The following is a 24,376-nucleotide window of genomic DNA, read 5'->3' as shown; positions in this document are numbered from 1 at the left end:
CGCCATGGCCACCACCAAGAAGAGCGTGGGCAGCGACGACTACGCGCTGTCCAGAGTCCCGAAGGACAAGCGGCTCGGCTTCTGGACGATGCTGTTGCAGTGGCTCGCCCAGTCCGGCTCCATCTCGCAGTTCACCCTGGGCGCCACGATCGGCGTCGGCATGACCTTCGGGGACGCCTTCCTCGCCTTCACGCTCGGCGCGGTCATCCTCGAAGTCGTCATCTTCCTGATCGGCATGGCGGGCATGCGCGAGGGCCTCGCGACGCCGCTCCTGACCCGCTGGGTCGGCTTCGGCCGCAACGGTTCGGCGCTGGTCAGCTTCGTCATCGCCGTCAGCCTCGTCGGCTGGTTCGGCGTCCAGAACACGATCTTCGGCGACAGCGTCTCGTCACTGGTCGGCGGCCCGTCGTGGCTATGGTGCATCGTCGCGGGCCTCGCCATCACCGTCCTGGTGATCTTCGGCTTCCGCTACATGGCGGTCATGGCGAAGATCGTCACGCCCCTCTTCTTCGCCATGGTCGCCTGGTCCGTCGTCGACGCACTCTCCGACCACTCCATCGGCGACCTCATCAGCTCCCCGCCGCCCGGCCAGGCCATCCCGCTCTCGGTCGCCGCGACCGCCATCGCGGGCGGCTACATGACCGGCGCGATCGTCTCCCCGGAGATGACCCGCTACAACAAGAAGGGCGCGCACGTCTTTCTCCAGTCGGCGTCCTCGATGATCCTCTCCGAGTACATCGTCGGCCTGACCGGCGTGCTCCTCGGCCACATGGTCAAGAGCGACCAGGTCTCGCAGATCGTGCTCTCCACGTCCGGCGTCTTCGGCGTCCTCGTCGTCCTGATGTCGACCGCGAAGATCAACGACTGGAACCTGTACGGCTCCTCGCTCGGCGTCGTCAACTTCTTCCAGGTCGTCTTCAAGAAGCGCCTGCACCGCGGCGCGGTCACCATCGCCCTCGGCGTAGCGGGAACGGCCCTCTCCGCAGTGGGCATCATGACCCACTTCACCGAATTCCTCTCGGTCCTCGGCGTGGCCATCCCGCCCATCGGCGGCATCGTCGTCGCCGAGTACTGGGTCGTCCGCACGATGCGCAAGCCGCTCGACGAGACCCGCGAGGCCGGCACCCTCCCCGCCACCTCCCCCACCTGGGTCCCCGCGTCCCTGGTCATCTGGGCCGCGGCCTTCTGCGTCGGCAAGTTCTACGACGGCGGCATCCCGGCCCTGAACTCCCTGGCCACCGCGTTCGTCCTCTACACCGTGCTCGGGCTGCTCGGCTGGATCAGGACGTACGGAACCACGACCCTGACCGACGACGAGGAAACGCCCCCCGCCGCGGCCGAACACACCCCCGTAGGAGCGGCATGACCACCCCCGCCACCTCCGCCGTCCTCGCCTCCGAGGACGCCCAGCGCGAAGTAGTCGAACTCTGCGCCGAGTTGATCCGCTTCGACACGTCCAACCCGACCAGCGACGAGCGGGCCTGCGCCCGCTGGGTCGAGGACAAGCTCACCGAGGTCGGCATCGAGTCCGAGTTCGTGGAGAGCGCGCCGGGCCGCTCCAGCGTCATCGCCCGCATCGAGGGCACCGACCGCACCCGCGGCGCCCTCCTCGTCCACGGCCACCTCGACGTCGTCCCCGCCGACGCCACCGAATGGCAGGTCCCGCCCTTCTCCGGCGAGATCCGCGACGGCTACCTCTGGGGCCGCGGCGCGATCGACATGAAGGACACGGTGGCCGTCATGCTGGCCACCGCCCGCCACTTCGCGCGTACGGGTACGAAGCCGTCCCGCGACCTGGTCCTCGCGTTCCTCGCCGACGAGGAGGCGGGCGGCAAGTTCGGCGCGCACTGGCTGGTCGAACACCGCCCCGACCTCTTCGAGGGCGTGACGGAGGCCATCGGCGAGGGCGGCGGATTCTCGTACGCCCTCGACGACACCCGCCGCCTCTACCCGATCGAGAACGCCCAGCGCGGCATGGCCTGGATGGAACTGACGGCGAACGGCCGTGCCGGCCACGGTTCATCGCCCAACGCCGAGAACGCGGTCACGGACCTCTCCGAGTCCCTCACCCGCATCGGCCGCCACACCTTCCCCATCCACCTCATCGAACCCGTACGCGCCCTGCTCCAGGAGGCCGCCGACCTCCAGGGCGTGGAGATCGACTTCGAGGCCGAGGACCTGGACACGGAACTCGCGAAGCTCGGCCACGTAGCGGACTTCATGCAGGTGGTGCTCCGCAACTCCGCGAACCCCACCATGTTCACGGCCGGTTACCAGACCAACGTGATCCCCGGAAAGGCGACGGCCCGCGTCGACGCCCGCTTCCTCCCCGGCCACGAGCAGCAACTCCTCGACGCCATCGACGCGTTGCTCCTCCCCTCCGTCTCCCGCGAGTGGGTCAACCACGACATCGCGATGGAGACGACCTTCGACGGCCCCCTCGTCGACGCCATGTGCGACGCCGTCCGCGCCGAGGACCCGGACGGCCACCCCGTCCCGTACTGCAACCCGGGCGGCACCGACGCCAAGGCCTTCACCCACCTCGGCATCCGCTGCTTCGGCTTCAAGGGCCTGAAGCTGCCGGCCGACCTGGATTACGGGCGTCTGTTCCACGGGGTGGACGAGCGGGTGCCGTTGGAGGGGCTGCGGTTCGGGGTGCGGGTGATGGTGCGGCTCTGGCAGGCGTGCTGAGGGCCGCACGCGGGGGACTGTGACGTGTGGCCACGATTTGGTCGTGGTTACGCGTCACAGTTCCCTCCCCCCTCCGGCCTCGGCCCCGCCCGCGTAGGGCAAAGTGATCAGCATGAGCATCACAAGCCACAGCCACACCCCCTCCCCGGAGATCCTCGCCGCCTTCGAGAGCGCCAAGGGATTCATGCCGCGCGGTGAGGGACTCGCGCTGTACGGCGCCGCCGTCGAGGCCGGGGCGCTCGGGCTGCCGCTCCTTGAGGTCGGGACGTACTGCGGGCGGTCGACCATCCTGCTCGCCGACGCCGCACGCGCGGCCGGGGTGAGCGCGCTCACCGTCGACCACCACCGCGGCAGCGAGGAGCAGCAGCCGGGCTGGGACTTCCACGACCCGGAGACCGTGGACCCGGCGGTGGGGCTCATGGACACCCTCCCCACGTTCCGGCGCACGCTGCACGCGGCGGGCCTGGAGGACCACGTGGTCGCGCTCGTCGGGAAGTCGCCGCAGGTGGCGAAGGCCTGGGGCGGGCCGCTCGGGCTCGTCTTCATCGACGGCGGGCACACCGACGAGCACGCCACCGCGGACTACGAGGGCTGGGCCCCGCACGTCGCCGACGGCGGCTACCTCGTCATCCACGACGTCTTCCCCGTGAAGCACGACGAGTGGACGGGGCAGGCGCCGTACCGCGTGTACCAGCGGGCACTCGCGTCCGGGGCGTTCACCGAGGTCTCTGAGTGCGACTCTCTGCGCGTCCTGCGTCGAAGTGGCGCAGGGATCTGAGCCCACGGTTAAGGTCAGCAACGTGTCGTATGTAGGTCCGGAACCCGATGGCTTCGATCCCGATGGGTGGGACGGCAGTGGCGGATCGCCACGCCGCCGCTTCAGCGGGCGTCCCGTGCTCGTCGCCTTTGCCGCGCTGGTGCCGACGGCGCTCGCGGCGTGGCTGGTGTGGCAGGTCGTGAGCGGGCCGGGTGAGAGCGAGCCGCCGAAGGTGCTGCCCGCGCCCGGCCAGTCCTCGACCGTCTCGCCCTCGCAGAACTCGCAGAACTCGCAGGACTCCCAGGGCTCGCAGGGCGGGAAGGCCTCGGCGAGTCCAGCGCCGTCGAAGTCCGAGAAGCGGTCCGCCTCGCCGTCGAAGTCGAAGGCGTCCAAGGCGCCCGCCAAGCCCGCCGGCGGCTCCGGCCCCCTCAGGGGCAAGCTCGTCGTCATCGACCCCGGCCACAATCCGGGCAACTTCCAGCACACGACCGAGATCAACCGGTCGGTGAACGTGGGCAACGGCTCCAAGGAGTGCGACACCACCGGTACGTCGACGAACGCGGGCTACACCGAGGCCCGGTTCACGCTGGACGTGGCGAAGCGCATGCGGACGGTCCTTGAACGGCAGGGCGCGACCGTCCAATTGACCCAGAACGGGAATCGCGCCTGGGGCCCCTGCGTCGACGAGCGCGCCAGGATCGGCAACACCGCGAAGGCCGACGCCGTCGTCTCCGTCCACGCGGACGGCTCGGGCGAGGGCAACCGCGGCTTCCATGTGATCCTTCCCGCATCCGTGCGCGCGGGAGCCGCCGACACCACCCCGATCGTGAAGCCCTCGCGCGACCTCGGCGAGCGGATCGCGGGCCGCTACGTGAAGGCCACGGGCCAGGCCCCGTCGAACTACGTCGGTGGCGGCACGGGCCTCGACACCCGCAGTGACCTGGGAGGACTCAACCTCTCCAAGGTTCCGAAGGTCTTCATCGAGTGTGGCAACATGCGGGACTCGCAGGACGTCGAGCGACTGACCTCGGACGCGTGGCGGCAGAAGGCGGCGCAGGGCATCTCTGAGGGAATCATGAGTTTCCTCGGCGGGTAACTGTCACCCTATGGATCTCGGCAGACACTCCCCGGACCCGGGCGATAGTGTCCTCCGTACGATGTGGGGCCACCCCTGCGCTATGCGCCGCCTCCACCGATGACCGGACGACTGACGAAGGACTTGAAGTGAATATCCGCTCCCTCACTCGAGGCGACGGCGTGGTGATCGGAGCAGCGGTATTGCTGTTGATCGCCTCGTTCCTCGATATCTACTCGTACGACGGGGCGCCCGACAGCGTCGAGTTCCCGAATTCCTGGGAGAGCGGCCCGCTTCTCATGAGCGTGGTGCTCGCGGGCGTCATCGGTGCCGTGCTCATCGTGCTCAGCCGCGGTACGGCGCAGCCCCGCAAGGTCGCGGGGATCGACCTCGGCCAGTTCGGCCTCGCGGCCACGGTGCTGGCGGCGTGGGCGGCGCTCGGCAACGTCTTCGACCCGGCCGGCGGCATCGACAACATGGGCAGCGGCGCGTCCGACGGTCCGACCGCCGGCATCGGCCTCATCCTCAGCCTCGTCGCCACGCTGATCATGGCCGCCGCCGCGATCGCGACGCCGCTGGTCCCGGCCCTCAAGGGCGCCCTCCTCGGCGCCCCGCGCCCGCAGCAGCCGCAGCCGTACGGCGGTCAGCCGCAGCAGGGCTACGGCTACCCGGGCGCCCAGCAGCAGCCCGGCGGCCCCGGCCAGCACCAGCCCTACGGCGCGCAGCAGCCGGGTCCCGGCCAGCAGCAGCCGTACGGCGGCCAGCCGCAGCAGCAGGGCGGCGCCCCGGCGCCGCAGGCCGCCGCGCAGCCGCAGGCCGCGGACTTCTCGCCGTTCTGGTTCGCCGTGCCGGTGCCGCGCCCGCTCTTCGCGGAGGACGGCTCGCAGGCGCAGATCGCGGAACTGGCGCCCGGTACCTGGTACTTGGCGGTCGAGCAGCGGGGCCCCGGCCTCGTCGCCCAGACCCAGGACGGCCGCCGCGGCGTGCTCCAGGACACCTCGGGGATCCAGCGCGGCTGACCCCGGTCCATGGCATGTGAGGCCCCTCGCCCGTCTTCCGGGTGGGGGGCCTTTCGCGTACAGTCGCGCACCGAAAGCCTGAACTGATGGGGCATCAGATACGGCCTCGGACATGGGGGTGCACATGCGGCTCGGAATCGCACTCGGCTACTGGGGGCGCGGACCGAACCCCGATCATCTTCAACTCGTGCGCGACGCGGAGGAGTTGGGCTACGAATCGGTGTGGACGGCGGAGTCCTGGGGCAGTGACGCGTTCACCCCGCTCACCTGGTTCGCCGCGCACACCTCGCGGATCAGGCTCGGCACGGCGATCGCGCAGATGGCCGCCCGCTCCCCCACCACGACCGCGATGCACGCGCTCACCCTGGACCATCTGTCGGGTGGCCGGATGATGCTGGGCATGGGGCTCTCCGGGCCGCAGGTCGTGGAGGGCTGGTACGGGCGCCCGTTCCCCCGCTCCCCGCTGACGGCCACCCGCGAGTACGTGGACGTCGTGCGGCAGGTGCTGCGGCGCGAGGGACCGGTCGAGGTCGACGGGCGGTTCCACTCGCATCCGTACCGGGGCGAGGACGGGACCGGGCTCGGCAAGGCCCTCAAGCCGATCACGCACCCCCTGCGCCCCGATCTGCCGATCCTGCTCGGCGCGGAGGGGCCGAAGAACATCGCGCAGACCACGCGGATCGCGGACGGCTGGCTGCCTCTGTACTGGTCGCCGAAGCGGACGGACGTGTACGAGGCGTCGCTCACCGACCTGCCCGAAGACTTCACCATCGCGCCCATGGCCCGCGCGAAGGTCTGTGACGACGTCGCCGAGGGGCTGCTCCCGGTGAAGGCGATGCTCGGCTTCTACATCGGCGGCATGGGGCACGCGACCCGCAACTTCCACGCCGATCTCATGGCGCGCATGGGGTACGAGGCCGAAGCCCGGCACATCCAGGACCTGTTCGCCGAGGGGCGCAGGGAGGAAGCGGTGCTCGCCGTGCCGGACGCGTTCGCCGACGAGATCTCGCTCGTCGGACCGCGTGAACGGATCGCGGAGCGGCTGGAGTTGTGGCGCAAGGGCCCGGTGACGGACCTGCTGCTCCTGTCCCCGGACCCGCACACGCTGCGCGTACTGGCCGAGCTGAACTCGTAGGCCACGAAGGGCGCTAGGAGCCCTTCGTGAGTTGCGAGGCCGACGGGACCTTGTTCGTCACTTCGGCGCCCGCATCCTTGCCCGCGTCCTTGACGCCGCTGATGACCTCGTTGAAGGAGGAGGTCACGTCGCCGAGGCCCTCGCCCTTGCGCAGCTTGGTCGACAGACCCTTCAGCGACGCGATTCCGGCCGACAGCGGCCCGACCGCCTTCGAGAGCGTCGGGTCGCCCTCGGCGTTCTTCGAGGCGGCCTTCAGCCGGTTGTACGTGAACGCGCCCGCGAGGCCCGCCTTGACGAGCGCGAACCTGCGGCCGTCCGCACCGGCCTTGAACTTGCCCGCGCGGTACGGCTTCACGATCCACTGATACGTGGCACCCGCCGCGAGCCCCGCGTTCGCCGCGAACCTGGTCTTGGCGAACTTCTGCTTCTCGGCCTTCGTGGTGGCGCTCGACGACGCCTTGGTCGCGGACGCCGAGTCGCTGTCGGAGCCGCACGCGGTCGCGCCGGCGAGCAGCGCGCCGCACAGCATCAGGGCCGTGAGCAGACGTCGCAGGGGAAGAGGGGAACGGGTTACCACCGACTACCTCCGTGGCTGAAGTGGCACTCGCGGCAGCGTCACCCGGCCGCTGCGCGTGTGCCACTTGAGGAAGCCCGTACGGGTTTGATCGGGGTCGACGCGGCAACCCGGAAGAACATGTCTGCGAATCGGCATTACCGAGGGACCAACGAGGCCGCCCGGACCGTGGCGATCGTCGCCGATGCACTGGCCGTGATCCTGGGCCTGTGGATCCTGATGTACCTACTGGACGCGAACCGCGGCAACGACCTGGTCCAGATCGTCCACGACGCGTCCGCGTGGCTGGCCGGCTGGTCCCATGACCTCTTCACGTTCGACGCGGACTGGGCCCGCGTCGTCGCCGGCTACGGCCTCGCGGCCGTCGTCTACCTCTTCATCGGCCACGCGATCGCCAACCGGCTGCACAGGTACTAGTCCCTGTCGGCCGGGCAGCAGTCCGGCTCGACGCCGGTCGGCAGGAGGTCGCCGCCGAACACGGAGCACGTGGCCTCGTCCCCGCCGAGGGCCGCGACCGCGAGCAGGACGGAGCCCGCGGTCCACGTGGTCAGCTCCTCCGGCCAGATGGCCTTGTCGTCGAAGACGTAGCCCGTCCAGTACAGGCCGGTCTTCGGGTCGCGCAGGTGCTGGATGTCCTGGAGGATCTCGAGCGCCCAGTCGGACTCGCCCATCGCCCAGAGCGCGAGGGCGAGTTCGGCGCTCTCGCCGCCGGTCACCCACGGGTTGGGGACCACGCAGCGCACTCCGAGGCGGGGCACGACGAACGTGTCCCAGTCGGCCTGGATGCGGGCCTTCGCCTCGGCTCCGCGCACGGCGCCGCCGAGGACCGGGTAGTACCAGTCCATCGAGTAGCGGCCCTTGTCGAGGAACCGCTCGGGGTGGCTGCGGATGGCGTGCCCGAGCGCGCCGAGCGCCAACTCCCAGTCGGGCTGCGGCTCTTCGCGCTGTTCGGCGATGGCGAGCGCACAGCGCAGGGCGTGATGGACGGACGAACTGCCGGTGAGGAGCGCGTCGTTGACGGGCGTGCCGTCCGGCTCGCGCTTCCAGCCGATCTGGCCACCGGGCTGCTGGAGGCGGAGCACGAACTCCGTCGCCGCGCACACGGCCGGCCACATGCGGTCGAGGAAGGCGTCGTCGCCGGTGGAGAGATAGTGGTGCCAGACGCCCACGGCGATGTACGCGACGAAGTTGGACTCGCGCCCGTGGTCCGTCACGTCGTCCGGGTCGCCGTCGCGGTAGGCGGCGAACCAGGAGCCGTCCTCACCCTGGTGCCTGGCCAGCCACTCGTAGGCGCGCCCTGCGGCCTCGTGCTCGCCGGCCACGTCGAGCGCCATGGCGGCCTCGGTGTGGTCCCACGGGTCGAGGTGGTGCCCGCGGAACCACGGGATGGCCCCGTCCGCGCGCTGCACGGCGAGTATCCCGGCGACGGTCTGCGCGGCCTGATCCGCCGTCAGCACGCCGGGGAGTACGAGGAGTTCGGTCCGCTCAGGGCTGCTCACTCAGCGGCCCCGTCGGCCTTCGGCAGGTGCGGCTTCGTGGCGTACGCGACGAAGCTCTTGCCGACGACGGGGTTGAGGAGCCCCTCGGCGACCCGGGTGAGCGCCGGCTTCTTCATGATGTCCCAGACCAGGAGCTTGTGGTACGCCTTCACCGGCAGCGCCTTGTCGTTGTCGACGCCGAAGGCGCACTTGAGCCACCAGTACGGCGCGTGCAGCGCGTGCGCGTGGTGCGTGCCGTACGGCTTGAGGCCCGCCTCGCGCATCCGGCCGAGCAGCTCGTCGGCCTTGTAGATGCGGATGTGGCCGCCCTCGACCTCGTGGTACTCGTCGGAGAGCGCCCAGCAGACCTTCTCGGGGCCGTAGCGCGGCACGGTGACCGCGATCCGGCCGCCCGGCTTCAGCACGCGCACCATCTCGGCGAGCACCCCCTTGTCGTCGGGGATGTGCTCCATCACCTCACTGATGATGACGACGTCGAACGACTCGTCGGGGAAGGGGAGTTGGAGCGCGTCACCCTCCATGGCGGTCGCGGTGGCGCCCGCGGGGGCCTCGCCCGCCTCCTTCATCGCGGCGAACCACTTGGCGACCTCGGCGATCTCGTCCTTGTTCTGATCGAGGGCGACGACCTGCGCCCCGCGCCGGTAGCACTCGAACGCGTGCCGTCCGGCCCCGCACCCGAGATCGAGGACGCGGTCGCCCGCGGCGAGCGGGAAACGGGTGAAGTCGACGGTCAGCACGTGGCCCTGCTTTCCTGGGGGGTTTCGGTGACAACTTCGTTGCGCATGGGGCGAGTCGACCGGGGAGCGGTCTCCATCGCCTCGCGGTAGAGCTCTGCGGTGCCCTGCGCGGCGCGCGCCCACGTGAAGCGTTCCAGGACGCGGGCGCGGCCTGCCGCGCCGAGCCGGGCGCGCAGTTCACGGTCGCCGAGCAGCCGGGCGAGGGACTCGGCGAGCGCGCCCGGGTCGGCGGTCGGCACGGCGAGGCAGGTCTCGCCGTCGCGGCCTGCGACCTCGGGGATCGCGCCGCCGGTGGTGGCGACGAGCGGGGTGCCGGTGGCCATGGCCTCGGCGGCGGGCAGCGAGAAACCCTCGTAGAGGGAGGGCACGCAGGCGACCTGCGCCGAGCGCACGAGGTCGACGAGCTCCTGGTCGCTGATGCCCTTGACGAACTCGACGGCGCCTTCGAGCCCGTACCGCGCGATGGCCCCCGCGACAGGGCCCTCCTCGGGCCGCTTGCCGACCACGACCAGATGGGCGTCCGGCTGCTCGGCCCGCACCTTGGCGAGCGCTTCGACGAGGAAGACGAGGCCCTTGAGCGGCACGTCGGCGCTGGAGGTCGTCACGATCCGGCCCGGCACCTCCGCCACGGCCGGATTCGGCGAGAACAGGTCGGTGTCGGCGCCGATGTGCACGACGTCGATCCGCCCGGGGCGCACACCCAGGTGCTCGACGATCTCGTCGCGGGACGTGCCGGAGACGGTGACCACGGACGGCAGCCGGCGGGCGACGCGCTTCTGCATGCGCGTGAACGCGTACCAGCGGCGCTTGGACATCCGCTGCTGCCAGTTCTCGGCGGCGTCCAGCTCCAGCTGCCGGTCCACGGTGATCGGGTGGTGGATGGTGGTGACGAGCGGGCCGCCGATGTCCCCCAACAGCCCGTACCCGAGCGTCTGGTTGTCGTGCACGACGTCGAACTCGCCGCGTCTCGCCCGTAGATGACGGCGGGCGCGCAACGAGAACGTCAGCGGCTCGGGGAAACCGCCGGTCCACATGGTTCCGACTTCAAGAGCGTCGACCCAGTCGCGGTACTCGGCGAGCTTGGGTGTACGAAAGGGGTCGGGGCTGCGGTACAGATCGAGGCTCGGCAGCTCGGTCAGCGAGAGACCCGCGAGGTCCTCGCCCTCGTCGAGCACGGGGTACGGCTGGGAGCCGATGACCTCCACACGGTGCCCGAGCCGGACCAGCTCCCGCGAGAGGTGCCGGACGTATACGCCCTGACCACCGCAGAACGGGTTGCCTTTGTACGTGAGGAGAGCGATACGCAACGACTCCGCGGTCACTCCAGGCCACCCTTCTTCCTGCTTGCCCGTGGACACTACGTGGGGACGCTAATCTAGAACAAGTTTCAGACTTGATCGTTCAAGAGCATCGAATCTACCGGCTGGTAGCCGGGCCGTAAGAGGTGGATCAGGTGATTCACGCCACGGCTGGCGCCACGGGACACGGAAAGCTTTCTGATGACAGCTCCGGACGCGAGAACCACCACCCGCACGAGCCCCGCGCTCACTGAGCGTCAGGAGGCCAGGCGCCGTCGCATCCTGCACGCGAGCGCCCAGCTCGCGGCGCGCGGTGGCTTCGACGCGGTGCAGATGCGGGAGGTCGCCGAATCGTCCCAGGTCGCGCTCGGCACGCTGTACCGCTACTTCCCGAGCAAGGTGCACCTCCTGGTCGCCACGATGCAGGACCAGCTCCAGCACATGCACACGACGGTCCGTAAGCGGCCGCCGTCCGGCGACTCCCCCGCGGAGCGGGTGGCCGAGACGCTCATGCGGGCCTTCCGTGCGTTGCAGCGGGAGCCGCATCTCGCGGATGCGATGGTGCGGGCGCTGACCTTCGCGGACCGGAGCGTGAGCCCTGCGGTGGACCAGGTGTCGCGGCAGACCACGGCGATCATTCTTGACGCGATGGAGCTCGACGACCCGACCCCGGAGCAGTTGTCCGCGGTGCGGGTCATCGAGCACACGTGGCACTCCGCGCTGATCACGTGGCTCTCCGGCCGCGCCTCCATCGCCCAGGTCAAAATCGACATCGAGATGGTGTGCCGGTTGATCGACAAATCAAGCCCCTGCGGCGATTGAGCAGCGGGGTCCGGGGCGGAGCCCCGTGGGCGCAACCACGGCCCAGGCCGCGATTCAATCCTCCGGCGGAAAGACGACCTCCCCCGTATCCGCCAGCGCCAGCGTGATCGCCTCGACGGGGCAGCCCTCCGCCGCCGCGAGGATCTTCTCGTTGGCGTCGGACTCCGGGTCGACCGGGTGCGACTGCCGCGCGCTGTCGAGGCGGAACCCGTCCGGCGCGGTGTTCACACACATCGCAGACCCGATGCACACGCTCCGGTCGACCTCCACATGCCACCGGTCACCCATGTTCAGCTCGCCTCCGGCTCGTAGCCCGCGGGCAGGTGGATCATCTTGTGCTCGAAGTACTCCCCGTACCCCTCGGGCCCGAACTCCCGCCCCAGGCCCGAGTTCTTGTAGCCGCCGAACGGCCCGAGCATGTCGAGGCTGAACGTGTTCACGCTGTACGTGCCCGTACGGACCTGCCGCGCGATGTCGACGCCGTGCGCGGTGTCGGCGGTCCACACGCTGCCGCTGAGGCCGTAGTCGGAGTCGTTGGCGATCTTGATGGCCTCGGCCTCGTCCCCGTACGGGAGCAGGCAGATGACCGGGCCGAAGATCTCCTCGCGGGCGATCCGCATCGAGTTGTCGACGTCACCGAAGAGGGTCGGCTCGACGTACCAGCCCTGCTCGAAGCCCTTAGGGACCCCGCCGCCGGTGAGAATCTTGGCGCCCTCCTGCTGGCCGATGCGGATGTAGTCGAGGGAGCGCTGCTGCTGGCGCTGGGCCACGAGCGGGCCGAGTTCGGTGGCCGGGTCGAGCGGGTCGCCGATCTTCAACGCCGACGCCGCCGTGGAGAACGCGTCGGCGAACTCGTCGTAGCGCGAGCGCGGGACGAGGATCCGGGTCTGCGCCACACAGGCCTGGCCGTTGATCATCCAGGCGAACGGGACGATCCCGGAAACGGCGGCGCCCGCGTCGGCGTCCTCCAGGATGACGGCCGCGGACTTGCCGCCGAGTTCGAGGGTGACGCGGGTGAGGTTGCGCGAGGCGACCTCCATGACGCGCTTGCCCGCGGCGACGGACCCGGTGAAGGAGACCTTGTCGACGCCGGGGTGCCCGACCAGGTACTCGCTGACCTCGCGGTCGGCGGGGAGGATGGAGAGCACGCCCTCCGGGAGCCCGGCCTCCGTGGCTATCTCGGCGAGCAGATACGCGTCGAGCGGCGTCTCCGGCGAGGTCTTGAGGATCACCGGGTTGCCGGCGAGCAGCGCGGGCGCGAGCTTCGCGGCGGCGGTGAACTGCGGGACGTTCCACGGGACGATGGCCGCGACGACGCCGACGGGCTCGCGCCGCACGAGGAGCTTGCCGAGGGCGCCGTCGCGCGTCTCCTCGTACGTGAAGTTGCGGGCGACGTTGATCGCGGAGTCCCAGACCATCATCGCGGCGAGCGCCTGCACCATGACGCCCGAGGTGTAGGGGGTGCCGTTCTCGCTGCTGATGACGCGGGCGATCTCCTCGTGCCGGACCGCGAACGCGTCCTTGATCTTCGTGATGATCTCGATGCGCTCGTCGAGACTCATCCGCGGCCAGGGGCCGTCCTCGAAGGCGCGGCGGGCGACGGCCACGGCGCGGTCGACATCGGCCGGCGCGGCATGCGGCACCCGGCCGAAGACCTCGCCGGTGTGCGGCGAGACCACCTCGATGACGTCCTTGCCGAGCGGGTCGGTCAACTCCCCGCCGATGAAAAGCTGTCCGTATTCCAAGAGCTCGGTCATGGCTGACATCCTCACGTCACGACAGTCGACGATGCCTCACGTCCGATTCCAGCTCCCGACACGAACCGCGCGAGCTCGGTCATGGCTGGCATCCTCACGCACGACATTTCTGACGGTGTTTCAGAACTGATACCAGTTCTAGTTGCGATCCGGAAGGGTGGTGCACCGCACACGGACACCCGACCGGACCCCCTCGCGCATACGGTTCGCCCGGGCGACCATTGAAACGAGTTCTACAAGTTCCCGTACAGTGGCGGCAGTTCGTAGGGGCGGCAGTACGGCTGGAGCGGCGGAAGGCGACCGATGGACGAGGCGACGCAGGTGACCGACCACAGCGGGGGCGTGCACAGCATCCGCGTACCGATCCCCGACAACCCGCTCGGCTTCACCCTCGTCTACCTGGTCGACACCGACGCGGGCCCGGTCCTGATCGACACCGGCTGGGACGACCCGACGTCCTGGGACGCACTGACCACCGGCCTGACCGCCTGCGGAACCAGCGTCGAGGAACTGACCGGCATCCTGATCACCCATCACCACCCGGACCACCACGGCCTGTCGGAGAAGATGCGTGAGGCCTCCGGCGCCTGGATCGCGATGCACGAGGCGGACGTGGCGGTGGTCCGTCGCACCCGGGAGAACAAGCCGGCGCGCTGGTACGCGTACATGGTGCGGAAGTTGGTCGCGGCCGGTGCGCCCGAGGAGCACATCGCCCCGCTGATCGCGGCCCGCGACTCCGGCAAGCAGCGCCAACTGCCGGGCTTCGCCCCCGCGTTGCCGGACCGCACCATCACCCCAGGTGACCTGCTCGACCTGCCGGGCCGCAGGCTGCGCGCGATCTGGACGCCGGGCCACACCCCGGGGCACGTATGCCTGCACCTGGAAGAGGAACACCCCGCGGGCCGCGCGGGCAACGGCCGCCTCTTCTCCGGCGACCACATACTGCCCGGCATCACCCCGCACATCGGCCTGTACGAGGACCCGGACGACGCCACCGTCACCGACCCGCTCGGCGACTACCTCGACTCGCTCGAACGAGTGGGACGGCTCGACCCGGCGGAGGTCCTCCCGGCACACCAGCACACGTTCACCGACGCCCCGGCGCGCGTGGCCGAGTTGCTGGACCACCACGAGGACCGCCTGACCGGCCTCCTCACCCTCCTCTCCTCCCCCCTCACTCCATGGCAGCTCGCCGAGCGCATGGAGTGGAACCGCCCGTGGGCCCAAATCCCTTACGGGTCACGGACGATCGCGGTGTCGGAGGCGGAGGCACATCTGCGCCGTCTCCAGAAGGCGGGCCGGGTGGAACAGGTCTCGGGCAGCGACCCGGTGACGTACCAAGCAAGCCCGCACTAGGACAAGTTCCCGCCCCGGGAGGATCTTTGCCGTGCCCTGATGGAAGGCCCGCCCCCGCAGGCGTATGTTCTGGCCTCAAGGGCTCGCAAGAGCTGGAACGACAAGGGGGCGCCCGCCGATGACGCCGGACGAGGCAGTGGTCGGCCAAACGGGGAAGCTGGTTGTCGGCACACGTGGGGCCGGTGGTCCGGGTGAGGTGTTGGTGCAGGTCAGGGGCGGGACCGAGACCTTTCTCGCGTACTCGGACGAGCCCCTGGAGCGGGGCGCCACCGTGCTCGTGATCGAGTCCCGCGGATGCCGGCAGGTCGTGGTCATGGCCTGGTCCGACCCTCTTCTCTCCGGCGGCGAGGGCGACGCCCGCTAAGGAGACGTACAGGCATGTTCGGATATCGCGTTCCCGCGCCCGACGAGGCGATGCTGATCTCGGGCGGCAGGCGGGGACTTGGGGGAGCGCCGTTCCGCGTCGTCACCGGGCACGGGAAGTTCGTGCTCCCCGTGTTCCGCAAGACCCGCTTCCTGTCGCTCGCGATGAGCGAGGCGGAAGTCGTCGAGAAGTGTGTGACCAAGCAGGGCATCGCCCTGACCGTGCGCGCCGTGATCGCCTTCAAGGTCGGCAACGACCACGAGTCGATCGTCAACGCCGGTCAGCGCTTTCTCTCCGACCAGGACCAGATGTCGGTCCTCACCGGCCGCATCTTCGCCGGTCATCTGCGCTCGATCATCGGCTCGATGACGGTCGAGGAGATCGTGACCGAGCGGCAGAAGCTCGCCACGGAGGTCCTCGACACGTCGAAGGCCGAGATGGCGAAGATCGGCCTGCACGTCGACTCGCTGCAGATCCAGTCCATCGACGACGGCCAGACCGGATACATCGAGGCGATGTCGCGCCCGCACAAGGCCGCCATCCAGCGGCAGGCGCAGATCGCGCAGGCGCAGGCCACGCAGGCGTCCTCCGAGGCGGAGCAGGCGGCGGCCCGTAAGCAGGCCGAGTACGCGCGGGAGACCGCGGTCGTGCAGGCCGAGTACAACGCGCAGGTCGACCGGGCGAAGGCGCAGGCCGACCAGGCGGGCCCGCTCGCGCTCGCCCACGCCCAGCAGGAGGTCCTCGCGGCGCAGACGGAACTGGCCATGAGGCAGGCCGAGTTGCGGGAGAAGCAGCTGGTGTCGGAGGTCGTCAAGCCGGCGCAGGCCGACGCGGAGCGCATCCGTGTCCTGGCCCTCGCCGAGGCCGAGCGGATGAAGATCCAGGCGGAGGCGGCGGCGTCGTACGACCGTGTCGCCCTCGACCGCATGCTCATCGACCAGCTCCCGCAGATCGTGAAGGAGGCCTCGGCGGGCCTCGCCGGGGCGAACGTCAACGTTCTGAACGGGGCGGACGGCCTGGGCGAGATCGCGGCGGGCCTGGTCGGCCAGGGCCTCACCATCCTGGACTCGGTCCGCAAGAACCTCTCCGGTGACGGGACGGACGGGTTCGGCTCGGCGGTCGAGCCCTACGTGGGCGCTCCGCGCGGAAGCGACGACGGCCCGGTCGACGTCCGCTGACCACCGGCACCGGCGTTACGGCCTCGGGGCTCCGCCCCGGACCCCGCGCCTCAATCGCCGGCGGGGCTAGAAATGTCCACCGCCGGCTTTCAAGCCCCTGCGGCGATTGAGCAGCGGGGTCCGGGGCAGAGCCCCGATCTTTTCAGCCCCGCCGGCGTTTGAGGCGCGGGTGGCCGGGGCGGAGCCCGGGGGGCCGGAACCACCCCGCCGGGTACAGTAAAGGCGTCGTCAGTACGTACGTACGAGGGGAAGCCGGTGCAAATCCGGCGCTGACCCGCAGCCGTGACAGCCGGAATGCCTCATACGTACGCGCTCGGCTCAGGACCGTCGAGGAATACGGAGCCGGAGCCGCCCGGTACCCCCGTGTGCCGCGCCGCCCCGCTCCCCACAGGGAGAGGCACCCGCCCCACCATGAACATTCGCCGCAGCGCCGCGCTCGTCGCCGCGACCGTCGCCATCGGCGCCATGGGCGCGCAGGCCGCGAGCGCGGACAGTGCCTCCCCCTCGCCGAAGACGGTCGTCCCGTCGGGCCTCTACGGCAAGGGCGACCCCACGTACGACGGAGTCTGGCGGCAGTCCCTCGCGCTCGTCGCGCAGGACACCGTGGGCGTCGAGCCCGCCAAGAAGGCCGTCGACTGGCTGGCCGGGCAGCAGTGCGAGAACGGCGGCTTCGCCGCCTTCCGCGCCGAGCCCACCAAGCCCTGCGACGCCAAGACCAAGATCGACAGCAACGCCACCGCGGCCGCCGTCCAGGCCCTCGCCGCGGTCGGCGGCCGTGACGGCGAGGTCGCCAAGGGCGTCGACCGGCTGAAGAAGAGCCAGAACGCCGACGGCGGCTGGGGCTACAGCCTCGGCATGGACAGCGACGCGAACTCCACGTCCGTCGCCATCGGCGCCCTCGCCGCGGCCGGCGAGAAGCCGTCCGAGGTGAAGTCGAGCAAGGGCAAGACCGGCACCGACGCCCTCGCGTCGCTCGCCCTCCCCTGCTCCAAGGGCAAGGACGGCGGCGCCCTCGCCTACCAGCCGGACAAGAAGGGCAAGCTCGCCGCGAACGCCGACGCCACCGCGGCCGGTGTGCTCGGCGGCCTCGGCACCGGCTTCGCGCCCGGCAAGGGCACGGCCCCGGACGCGTACACCTGCGAGGACGGCAAGAGCGCGGCGGACATCGCGCACAACGGCGCCGTCTACCTCCAGAACCAGCTCGACACCCACCTCTACCTGAAGTCCCAGCTGGCCGGCGCCACCGATCAGCCCGACTACGGCAACACCGCCGACGCGGTCACCGCCGTCGCCGCTGCGGAGGGCGTCAAGGCCACGAAGGACTCGTACACCTGGCTGGAGAAGAACGCGAAGGGCTGGGCCGCGCAGACAGGACCCGCCGCCTACGCCGAGCTGATCTTCGCGGCGCACGCCACCGGCAACGACCCGCGCGACTTCGGCGGGACGGACCTGGTGAGCGCGCTGAACAAGACCGGCCCGGAGCCCGCGTCCACGAAGTCGTCCGCTTCGGACTCGGACGAGAAGAAGGACGACGGCGGTGGCGGCGCCAACTGGTGGATCATCGGCGTGATGTTCATCGCAGCCGTGGGCGCCGGTTTCCTGCTCAGCGGCCGCAAGAAGCAGCAGCCGTGACCGCGCGCAGGTCGGCCGGGCTCGGCGGGCTGGTCATCGCAACTCTCGTCGCGCTCCTCGCCATGACCGTGGCCCCCGCGCAGGCGGCCGGGTACCGGTACTGGTCGTTCTGGGAGCAGGACGGCTCCAAGAACACCAAGAACACATGGACGTACGCGACGGCGGGCCCCTCGCAGAGCAAGCCGGACGACGGTGATGTGCAGGGCTTCCGGTTCGCGGTGAGCGCGGACTCGAAGGACGCGAAGCAGCCGCGCGGCGCCGCCGACTTCGACGCAGTCTGCGAGGACACCCCCGCCAAGGACGGCAAGAAGCGGATCGCGCTCGTCATCGACTCCGGCACGGCGGCCGACGCCCCGTCCGGCGAGACCCCGCCTAAGCCGCGCTCCGCGTGCGCGCAGGTCGCCGAGGGCGCGACGAGCGCCGACGCGCTCGCCGCCGTCGCGAAGCCGCTGCGCTACGACAGCAGCGCGATGCTGTGCGCGATCTCCGGGTACCCGAAGTCGGGCTGCGGCGATCAGGTGTCCTCGTCGAAGGACCCGGAGTCGAACGACCCGGACAAGGCGTCCGAGAAGCCCGCAGCGAAGGACTCCGGTTCGGACAGCGGCCCCTCGGTCGGACTCATCGCCGGTGTCGCCGTGGTCGTCGTGCTCGGCATCGCGGCCGGCGTGCAGGCCCGACGCCGCCGCCGCTGACGCATGGCCGCCTCCCAGCTCCGCGCCCCCAGGGCCCACCGCTCCAACTCGTTGCACCCGGGCGCCTGGTGGATCTGGGCGCTCGGCCTCGGCACGGCCGCGTCCCGCACCACGAACCCGCTGCTGCTCGCGATGCTGATCGGCGTCGCCGGGTACGTGGTGGCGGCGCGCCGCACCGAGGCGCCGTGGGCGCGTTCGTACGGGGCGTTCGTGAAGCTGGCGCTGGCCGTGCTCGGTATCCGCCTGGTCTTCGCGACGCTGCTCGGCTCGGCGATCCCGGGTACGCACCTGCTGTTCACGCTGCCCGAGGTGCCGCTGCCGGAGTGGGCGCAGGGGGTGCGAATCGGCGGCCCGGTGACGCTCGAAGGCCTCGTCTTCGCGCTCTACGACGGCCTGAAGCTGGCCACCCTCCTCATCTGCGTGGGCGCCGCGAACGCGCTCGCCTCCCCTTCCCGGCTGCTCAAGTCGCTGCCGGGCGCGCTGTACGAGGCCGGGGTCGCGGTCGTCGTGGCGATGACGTTCGCCCCGAACCTGGTCGCGGACGTCCGCAGGCTGCGGGCGGCGCGACGCCTGCGCGGCCGCCCGGACCACGGTCTGCGCGGGCTGCTCCAGGTCGGACTCCCGGTCCTGGAGGGCGCGTTGGAGCGCTCGGTCGCACTGGCCGCCGCCATGGACGCGCGCGGCTACGGCCGCACCGCCGAGGTGCCGCCCGCCGTCCGCCGCGCCACGGCCGCGCTCACGCTGGGCGGGCTCATCGGGGTGTGCGCGGGAACGTACGGGCTGCTCGCCGCGTCGGGTGCCGGTTACGGGCTCCCGGTGCTGCTGGCCGGGGTCGCCGCCGCGCTCGGCGGGCTGTGGCTCGGCGGCCGGCGCACGGTGCGGACCCGCTACCGGCCCGATGTGTGGGGGGTACGGGCCTGGTTGGTCGCGGCGTCCGGGGCGGCGGCCGCGGCGGTCATGATCTGGACCGGCACCCAGGACCCGGCGGCCCTCCAGCCGCCGGTGGTCCCGCTCGCGGCGCCGGCGCTGCCGCTGTGGCCGGCGGCGGGCATCCTGCTCGGCCTGCTCCCGGCCTTCCTCGCACCCGTTCCCGACAGGCCGATTCCCGACAAGCCGATTCCCGACGGGCCGATTCCCGACAAGCCGACGGAGGCGTCGTCATGATCCGCTTCGAGAACGTCTCCGTGACCTACGACGGTGCCTCGCACCCCACCGTCGACGGCATCCATCTCCACGTCCCCGAGGGCGAGTTGATGCTCCTCGCGGGCCCGTCCGGGGTGGGCAAGTCCACGCTCCTCGGAGCGGTCAGCGGACTGGTCCCGCACTTCACGGGCGGCACGCTCGCGGGCCGGGTCACCGTCGCCGGCCGCGACACCCGCACCCACAAACCGCGCGAACTCGCCGATGTCGTCGGCACGGTGGGCCAGGACCCGCTCGCGCACTTCGTGACGGACACGGTCGAGGACGAACTCGCGTACGGCATGGAGTCGTTGGGCCTGACCCCACCGGTCATGCGCCGCCGCGTGGAGGAGACCCTCGACCTCCTCGGCCTCGCCGACCTGCGCGACCGCCCCATCGCCACGCTCTCCGGCGGCCAGCAGCAGCGCGTCGCGATCGGCTCCGTCCTCACCCCGCACCCCCAGGTCCTCGTCCTCGACGAACCGACGTCCGCCCTCGACCCGGCAGCGGCGGAAGAGGTCCTCTCGGTCCTGCAACGCCTGGTCCACGACCTGGGCACCACAGTCCTGATGGCCGAACACAGGCTGGAACGGGTCATCCAGTACGCGGACCAGGTGGCACTGCTCCCGGGCCCGGGCAAGCCACTGGTGGTGGGCCCCCCGGCGGAGGTCATGGCGGTCTCCCCGGTGTATCCCCCGGTGGTGGGCCTGGGCCGCTTGGCAGGCTGGGACCCGCTCCCCTTGACGGTCCGGAATGCGCGGCGCGCGGCGACCGACCTGAAACACCGGCTCGCGCAATCAACGCCGGGGGCCGATCGAGAAGCTCGGGCAAATCAAGCCCCGCTTTGGGACGAGAGCCAGCGGGGTCCGGGGCAGAGCCCCGCGACGTCAACCACGTTGGCCGCAACCAAGAATCTGGGCGTACGCCGGGGACGGATCGAAGCCCTCCGCCACATCACCCTCACGGTCACCACCGGCGAGGTGCTCGCTCTGATGGGCCGCAACGGCGCCGGCAAATCCACCCTGCTCTCCACCCTCGTCGGCATGATCAAGCCGACCTCCGGCACGGTCACGACCGGCGGAGCCGTCCCCCACAAGACCACCCCCCGCGACCTCATCCGCAAGGTGGGCCTCGTCCCCCAGGAACCCCGCGACCTGCTCTGCGCGGACACGGTCGCAGCGGAGTGCGCAGCCGCGGACAAGGACGCGTCCGCCACCCCCGGCACCTGCCGCACCCTCCTGACCGACCTCCTCCCCGGCATCGCCGACGACACCCACCCCCGCGACCTCTCCGAGGGCCAGCGCCTCACCCTGGCCCTGGCGATCGTGCTGACGGCGGCCCCGCCGCTCCTCCTCCTCGACGAGCCGACCCGCGGCCTGGACTACGCGGCCAAGTCCCGCCTCGTCGCGATCCTGCGGAAACTCGCGGCCGAGGGCCACGCCATCGTCATGGCGACGCACGACGTGGAGCTGGCGGCGGAGCTGACCCACCGCGTGGCGATCCTCGCGGACGGCGAGATCGTGGCGGACGGCCCCACCCCCGACATCGTCACGTCGTCCCCGTCCTTCGCCCCGCAGGTCGCGAAGATCCTGGCGCCGCAGCGCTGGCTCACGGTTTCCGAGGTAGAGAAGGCCTTGGCATGACGGGGACCACGACACCACCGCCCGTCACGGGCCGCGCGAACCCCGTACGCCTCGGCCCCCGCTCCATCGCGGCGCTGCTCCTGGTGAGCGCGGTCGGCGTGGTCGGCATCGGCTGGCCGCTGATCACCGGGCCCGGGTCCGAGGTGAACGCGCACGCGCAGGACGCGCCCTGGCTGTTCGCGGCGCTGCTCGTGCTGCTGGTCGCCGTGGTCGCGGCCACGATCTCGGAGTCCGGCATGGGCCCCAAGGCGGTGGCGATGCTCGGTGTGCTGGCGGCCGCGGGGGCGGCCCTGCGGCCCATCGGCGCGGGGACAGCCGGCCTGGAGCCGATGTTCTTCCTGATGGTCCTGAGCGGCCGGGTCCTCGGTCCCGGCTTCGGCTTCGTCCTCGGCTCGCTCAGCATGTTCACCTCGGCGCTGCTGACCGGGGGCGTGGGTCCCTGGATGCCGTTCCAGATGCTGTCGATGGGCTGGTTCACGATGGGCGCGGGGCTGCTCCCCGGCGCCCACGCCCTGCGCGGCCGCGCCGAGCGCTTCATGCTCGCCGCCTACGGCTTCCTGGCCGCGTTCGCGTACGGCACGATCATGAATCTCGCGGGCTGGCCGTTCATGAACGCGCTGGCCTCCTCCGTGGCGTACCAGCCGGACGCCGCGCTGCACGAGAACCTGGCCCGCTTCCTCGCGTACTGCGCGGCCACCTCGCTCGGCTGGGACCTGGGGCGTGCGGCGCTCACCGTCGTCCTGACGCTGGTCGCAGGCGGCGCCGTCCTCAAGGCGCTGCGCCGGGCCACCCGGCGGGCCGCCTTCGAGGCCCAGGTCACATTCGACGAGCCGCGGGCGTGAAGCCCCCCACATGACCCACGTCACGTACTAAGCGGGACCGTAGTCCCTTGGTGCACCTTCCTTACGTCACACAACGGACATTTACCCCACCGTCCACCAAGTCCGACCTTTCTTAGTAAAAGCCAACATTGCTTCCACCCGTCGGTCTTTGTTTCTGTGGAGGAACCGCAAGGCACCACGCCCTGCCACCCCCGTCCCCCACGGAAGGTCACGTTTTGTCCGCCACGCTCCTGCGCCGTATCGCCACTCCGAAGAAGGCCATCGCCGGCGTCACCCTCGCCGCCGCCACGACCGGTTTCCTCTTCGCATCGGCCCCGGCCCAGGCCGCGTCGACGTCGGGCTCGGCGAAGGCCATCGCCCAGCAGAAGATCTCGAACTCGGCCCAGTTCAGCTGCTTCGACAAGATCGTGTCCCACGAGAGCGGCTGGAACCCGAACGCGACGAACGCCTCCACCGGCGCCTACGGCCTCGTCCAGGCGCTGCCCGCCAACAAGATGGCGTCGGCCGGCGGCGACTGGAAGACGAACCCCGAGACGCAGATCGAGTGGGGCGTGAAGTACATGAACGACCGCTACGGCAGCGCCTGCGGCGCGTGGGACCACTGGCAGTCCAACGGTTGGTACTGATCGCCTCCGGCGTTTGACCCGGCCATCCCCTCGCGGCGATTGAGCCTTTCAAGCCCCTGCGGCGATTGAGCCATTCAAGCCCCTGCGGCGTTTGAGCAGCGGGGTCCGGGGCGGAGCCCCGAGACGTCAGCCCCGATGTGGGTTGCGGCCTCGGGGCTTTGCCCCGGCCCCCACCGCTCAATCGCCGCGGGGGCTTAATTGGCTCACCCGCGCCGGAGGCGACCGGAACGTCACAGCCGCTGGATGATCGTGCCGGTCGACAACGCCCCACCCGCACACATCGTGATGAGCGCGAACTCCTTGTCCCGCCGCTCCAGTTCATGCAGCGCCGACGTGATCAGCCGCGCCCCCGTCGCCCCCACCGGGTGTCCGAGGGCGATCGCGCCGCCGTTCACGTTCACCTTCTCCAGGTCCTGCTCGAAGACCTGCGCCCAGCTCAACACCACCGACGCGAACGCCTCGTTGATCTCGACGATGTCGATGTCCTTCAGGGACATCCCCGCCTTGCCGAGCACCGCCCGCGTCGCGTCGACCGGCCCGTCCAGGTGGTAGTGCGGGTCCGCGCCGACCAACGCCTGCGCGACGATCCGCGCCCGCGGCTTCAGCTTGAGCGCCCGCGCCATCCGCTTCGACGCCCACATGATGGCCGAGGCCCCGTCGGAGATCTGCGAGGAGTTGCCCGCCGTGTGCACGGCCGTCGGCATCACCGGCTTGAGCTTCGCGAGGCCCTCCATGCTCGTGTCACGCAGACCTTCGTCGCGGTCGACGAGCCGCCACATGCCGTGCCCCGCGGCCTGCTCCTCCTCCGTGGTGGGCACCTGCACCGCGAACGTCTCGCGTTTGAAGCGCTCCTCGGCCCAGGCGGTGGCGGCCCGCTCCTGGGATATGAGGCCGAGCGAGTCCACGTTCTCCCGGGTCAACTCCCGCCTGCGCGCGATGCGTTCCGCGGCCTCGAACTGGTTGGGCAGGTCCACGTTCCACTCGTCGGGGAACGGCTTTCCGGGCCCGTGCTTGGACCCTGACCCCAGCGGCACCCGCGACATCGCCTCGACACCGCACGAGATGCCCACGTCGATGACGCCCGCCGCGATCATGTTCGCGGTCATGTGCGAGGCCTGCTGGGACGAGCCGCACTGACAGTCGACCGTCGTCGCGGCCGTCTCGTACGGCAGGCCCATCGTGAGCCAGGCCGTGCGCGCCGGGTTCATGGACTGCTCGCCCGCGTGCGTGACCGTGCCGCCGACGATCTGCTCGACGCAGTCCGGCTGGATACCGGTGCGGCCGAGGAGTTCGCGATAGGTCTCGCCCAGTAGATAGGCGGGATGCAGATTGGCCAGCGCGCCGCCGCGCTTGCCGATCGGGGTGCGTACGGCTTCGACGATGACGGGCTCGGCTGCCATGACCTACGTCCTCTCCAGGATTCCCGGACCAGCACGACCAGAACTGGACAGACTTCGCGGACCTCGTGCTCACGAAACTAGAACGCGTACCAGTTCTGCT

Annotated in this window: 24 protein-coding genes and 1 riboswitch; of the genes, 17 read left to right on the top strand and 7 right to left on the bottom strand. The window is 70.7% G+C overall.

The features are described 5' to 3' along the window. Window positions 1-4: 4 nt before the first annotated feature. From OG746_RS29480 to OG746_RS29455, 6 genes are all read left to right on the top strand, one after another. Complete coding sequence (locus OG746_RS29480; RefSeq protein ID WP_266720165.1) at window positions 5-1,366, top strand: cytosine permease; 1,362 nt, start codon at window positions 5-7, stop codon at window positions 1,364-1,366. Beyond that, on the top strand, window positions 1,363-2,691 hold the full coding sequence (locus OG746_RS29475) for a M20/M25/M40 family metallo-hydrolase (protein ID WP_266720163.1): 1,329 nt from the start codon (window positions 1,363-1,365) through the stop codon (window positions 2,689-2,691). Before OG746_RS29480 ends, OG746_RS29475 begins: the two co-directional genes overlap by 4 nt. A gap of 112 nt (window positions 2,692-2,803) precedes the next feature. Then, the gene (locus OG746_RS29470) at window positions 2,804-3,469 is read left to right on the top strand and encodes a class I SAM-dependent methyltransferase (RefSeq protein WP_266720161.1); all 666 of its coding nucleotides are present in this window, start codon (window positions 2,804-2,806) and stop codon (window positions 3,467-3,469) included. A gap of 22 nt (window positions 3,470-3,491) precedes the next feature. Then, window positions 3,492-4,544: an N-acetylmuramoyl-L-alanine amidase gene (locus OG746_RS29465; protein ID WP_524540490.1), complete on the top strand. Its 1,053-nt coding sequence runs from the start codon at window positions 3,492-3,494 to the stop codon at window positions 4,542-4,544. A 128-nt stretch (window positions 4,545-4,672) separates the two neighbouring features. After that, window positions 4,673-5,542 (top strand): hypothetical protein, encoded by an 870-nt coding sequence (locus OG746_RS29460; RefSeq protein ID WP_266720159.1) that lies wholly within the window; start codon window positions 4,673-4,675, stop codon window positions 5,540-5,542. A 124-nt stretch (window positions 5,543-5,666) separates the two neighbouring features. Beyond that, complete coding sequence (locus OG746_RS29455) at window positions 5,667-6,677, top strand: LLM class F420-dependent oxidoreductase (RefSeq protein ID WP_266720157.1); 1,011 nt, start codon at window positions 5,667-5,669, stop codon at window positions 6,675-6,677. Window positions 6,678-6,690: 13 nt separating this feature from the next. On the opposite strand, the gene OG746_RS29450 is transcribed toward OG746_RS29455, so the two are convergent. Next, window positions 6,691-7,206: a hypothetical protein gene (locus OG746_RS29450; RefSeq protein ID WP_266725510.1), complete on the bottom strand. Its 516-nt coding sequence runs from the start codon at window positions 7,204-7,206 to the stop codon at window positions 6,691-6,693. A 165-nt stretch (window positions 7,207-7,371) separates the two neighbouring features. Between OG746_RS29450 and OG746_RS29445 the strand changes: the two genes are divergently transcribed. Continuing rightward, complete coding sequence (locus OG746_RS29445) at window positions 7,372-7,668, top strand: hypothetical protein (protein ID WP_266720155.1); 297 nt, start codon at window positions 7,372-7,374, stop codon at window positions 7,666-7,668. On the opposite strand, the gene OG746_RS29440 is transcribed toward OG746_RS29445, so the two are convergent. From OG746_RS29440 to OG746_RS29430, 3 genes are read right to left on the bottom strand one after another with little or no spacing between them, the layout of a single operon-like run. Further along, window positions 7,665-8,750 (bottom strand): prenyltransferase/squalene oxidase repeat-containing protein, encoded by a 1,086-nt coding sequence (locus OG746_RS29440; protein WP_266720153.1) that lies wholly within the window; start codon window positions 8,748-8,750, stop codon window positions 7,665-7,667. The two genes, OG746_RS29445 and OG746_RS29440, sit on opposite strands and share 4 nt — an antisense overlap. Next, window positions 8,747-9,487 (bottom strand): class I SAM-dependent methyltransferase, encoded by a 741-nt coding sequence (locus OG746_RS29435; protein ID WP_266720151.1) that lies wholly within the window; start codon window positions 9,485-9,487, stop codon window positions 8,747-8,749. Before OG746_RS29435 ends, OG746_RS29440 begins: the two co-directional genes overlap by 4 nt. Continuing rightward, entirely contained in the window at window positions 9,481-10,809 is a 1,329-nt protein-coding gene (locus tag OG746_RS29430; RefSeq protein ID WP_266720149.1) for a glycosyltransferase family 4 protein, read from the bottom strand. Before OG746_RS29430 ends, OG746_RS29435 begins: the two co-directional genes overlap by 7 nt. A gap of 177 nt (window positions 10,810-10,986) precedes the next feature. On the opposite strand from OG746_RS29430, the gene OG746_RS29425 reads away from it, so the two are divergent. Then, window positions 10,987-11,607, top strand: coding sequence for a TetR family transcriptional regulator (locus OG746_RS29425; protein WP_266720147.1), 621 nt, complete (start codon window positions 10,987-10,989; stop codon window positions 11,605-11,607). 54 nt (window positions 11,608-11,661) lie between these two features. Here the strand turns inward: OG746_RS29425 and OG746_RS29420 are convergent, their stop codons facing one another. Together OG746_RS29420 and OG746_RS29415 are read right to left on the bottom strand one after the other, a co-directional pair. Further along, window positions 11,662-11,895, bottom strand: coding sequence for a ferredoxin (locus OG746_RS29420; protein WP_266720145.1), 234 nt, complete (start codon window positions 11,893-11,895; stop codon window positions 11,662-11,664). A 2-nt stretch (window positions 11,896-11,897) separates the two neighbouring features. Next, window positions 11,898-13,364: an aldehyde dehydrogenase gene (locus OG746_RS29415; RefSeq protein ID WP_266720143.1), complete on the bottom strand. Its 1,467-nt coding sequence runs from the start codon at window positions 13,362-13,364 to the stop codon at window positions 11,898-11,900. A gap of 303 nt (window positions 13,365-13,667) precedes the next feature. Here OG746_RS29415 and OG746_RS29410 point away from each other — a divergent pair, with 303 nt between their 5' ends. The 9 genes from OG746_RS29410 (at window position 13,668) to OG746_RS29370 (ending at window position 22,876) form a co-directional block, all read left to right on the top strand. Continuing rightward, window positions 13,668-14,720 carry a Strvi_7410 family MBL fold metallo-hydrolase gene (locus OG746_RS29410; protein ID WP_266720141.1) on the top strand — a complete coding sequence of 351 codons (1,053 nt, stop codon included), beginning with the start codon at window positions 13,668-13,670 and terminating at the stop codon, window positions 14,718-14,720. A gap of 118 nt (window positions 14,721-14,838) precedes the next feature. Beyond that, window positions 14,839-15,084: an NfeD C-terminal domain-containing protein gene (locus OG746_RS29405; RefSeq protein WP_266720139.1), complete on the top strand. Its 246-nt coding sequence runs from the start codon at window positions 14,839-14,841 to the stop codon at window positions 15,082-15,084. Between the two features lie 14 nt (window positions 15,085-15,098). Further along, a complete protein-coding gene (locus tag OG746_RS29400; RefSeq protein WP_266720137.1) occupies window positions 15,099-16,262 on the top strand; it encodes a flotillin family protein in 1,164 nt (387 codons plus the stop codon). 232 nt (window positions 16,263-16,494) lie between these two features. Then, a riboswitch (adenosylcobalamin-variant (AdoCbl-variant) riboswitch) is annotated at window positions 16,495-16,570 on the top strand. A 103-nt stretch (window positions 16,571-16,673) separates the two neighbouring features. Next, entirely contained in the window at window positions 16,674-17,894 is a 1,221-nt protein-coding gene (locus OG746_RS29395) for an SCO2321 family membrane protein (protein WP_266720135.1), read from the top strand. Between the two features lie 62 nt (window positions 17,895-17,956). Beyond that, a complete protein-coding gene (locus OG746_RS29390) occupies window positions 17,957-18,586 on the top strand; it encodes an SCO2322 family protein (protein WP_266725508.1) in 630 nt (209 codons plus the stop codon). A gap of 3 nt (window positions 18,587-18,589) precedes the next feature. Continuing rightward, a complete protein-coding gene (locus OG746_RS29385) occupies window positions 18,590-19,750 on the top strand; it encodes an energy-coupling factor transporter transmembrane component T (RefSeq protein WP_266720133.1) in 1,161 nt (386 codons plus the stop codon). Further along, on the top strand, window positions 19,747-21,408 hold the full coding sequence (locus OG746_RS29380) for an ABC transporter ATP-binding protein (RefSeq protein WP_266720131.1): 1,662 nt from the start codon (window positions 19,747-19,749) through the stop codon (window positions 21,406-21,408). Before OG746_RS29385 ends, OG746_RS29380 begins: the two co-directional genes overlap by 4 nt. Further along, window positions 21,405-22,250 (top strand): ECF transporter S component, encoded by an 846-nt coding sequence (locus OG746_RS29375; RefSeq protein WP_266720129.1) that lies wholly within the window; start codon window positions 21,405-21,407, stop codon window positions 22,248-22,250. The genes OG746_RS29380 and OG746_RS29375 overlap by 4 nt, the downstream gene beginning before the upstream one ends. Window positions 22,251-22,465: 215 nt before the next feature. Next, a complete protein-coding gene (locus OG746_RS29370; RefSeq protein WP_266720127.1) occupies window positions 22,466-22,876 on the top strand; it encodes an aggregation-promoting factor C-terminal-like domain-containing protein in 411 nt (136 codons plus the stop codon). Window positions 22,877-23,106: 230 nt separating this feature from the next. Here OG746_RS29370 and OG746_RS29365 read toward each other — a convergent pair whose 3' ends face one another. Continuing rightward, a complete protein-coding gene (locus tag OG746_RS29365) occupies window positions 23,107-24,276 on the bottom strand; it encodes a steroid 3-ketoacyl-CoA thiolase (RefSeq protein WP_266720125.1) in 1,170 nt (389 codons plus the stop codon). Window positions 24,277-24,376: the final 100 nt, after the last annotated feature.

The organism is Streptomyces sp. NBC_01016 (assembly GCF_026341035.1).
Taxonomy (GTDB): domain Bacteria; phylum Actinomycetota; class Actinomycetes; order Streptomycetales; family Streptomycetaceae; genus Streptomyces.
This window is presented reverse-complemented; position numbering and strand designations above follow the sequence as displayed.

Coding starts and splice junctions, on each gene's coding strand:
- OG746_RS29405 (WP_266720139.1), top strand. CDS start 14,839: ATGACGCCGGACGAGGCAGTGGTCGGCCAAACGGGGAAGCTGGTTGTC.
- OG746_RS29480 (WP_266720165.1), top strand. CDS start 5: ATGGCCACCACCAAGAAGAGCGTGGGCAGCGACGACTACGCGCTGTCC.
- OG746_RS29415 (WP_266720143.1), bottom strand. CDS start 13,364: ATGACCGAGCTCTTGGAATACGGACAGCTTTTCATCGGCGGGGAGTTG.
- OG746_RS29365 (WP_266720125.1), bottom strand. CDS start 24,276: ATGGCAGCCGAGCCCGTCATCGTCGAAGCCGTACGCACCCCGATCGGC.
- OG746_RS29390 (WP_266725508.1), top strand. CDS start 17,957: ATGACCGTGGCCCCCGCGCAGGCGGCCGGGTACCGGTACTGGTCGTTC.
- OG746_RS29410 (WP_266720141.1), top strand. CDS start 13,668: ATGGACGAGGCGACGCAGGTGACCGACCACAGCGGGGGCGTGCACAGC.
- OG746_RS29475 (WP_266720163.1), top strand. CDS start 1,363: ATGACCACCCCCGCCACCTCCGCCGTCCTCGCCTCCGAGGACGCCCAG.
- OG746_RS29445 (WP_266720155.1), top strand. CDS start 7,372: ATGTCTGCGAATCGGCATTACCGAGGGACCAACGAGGCCGCCCGGACC.
- OG746_RS29450 (WP_266725510.1), bottom strand. CDS start 7,206: ATGCTGTGCGGCGCGCTGCTCGCCGGCGCGACCGCGTGCGGCTCCGAC.
- OG746_RS29425 (WP_266720147.1), top strand. CDS start 10,987: ATGACAGCTCCGGACGCGAGAACCACCACCCGCACGAGCCCCGCGCTC.
- OG746_RS29470 (WP_266720161.1), top strand. CDS start 2,804: ATGAGCATCACAAGCCACAGCCACACCCCCTCCCCGGAGATCCTCGCC.
- OG746_RS29455 (WP_266720157.1), top strand. CDS start 5,667: ATGCGGCTCGGAATCGCACTCGGCTACTGGGGGCGCGGACCGAACCCC.
- OG746_RS29395 (WP_266720135.1), top strand. CDS start 16,674: ATGAACATTCGCCGCAGCGCCGCGCTCGTCGCCGCGACCGTCGCCATC.
- OG746_RS29375 (WP_266720129.1), top strand. CDS start 21,405: ATGACGGGGACCACGACACCACCGCCCGTCACGGGCCGCGCGAACCCC.
- OG746_RS29385 (WP_266720133.1), top strand. CDS start 18,590: ATGGCCGCCTCCCAGCTCCGCGCCCCCAGGGCCCACCGCTCCAACTCG.
- OG746_RS29420 (WP_266720145.1), bottom strand. CDS start 11,895: ATGGGTGACCGGTGGCATGTGGAGGTCGACCGGAGCGTGTGCATCGGG.
- OG746_RS29400 (WP_266720137.1), top strand. CDS start 15,099: ATGTTCGGATATCGCGTTCCCGCGCCCGACGAGGCGATGCTGATCTCG.
- OG746_RS29380 (WP_266720131.1), top strand. CDS start 19,747: ATGATCCGCTTCGAGAACGTCTCCGTGACCTACGACGGTGCCTCGCAC.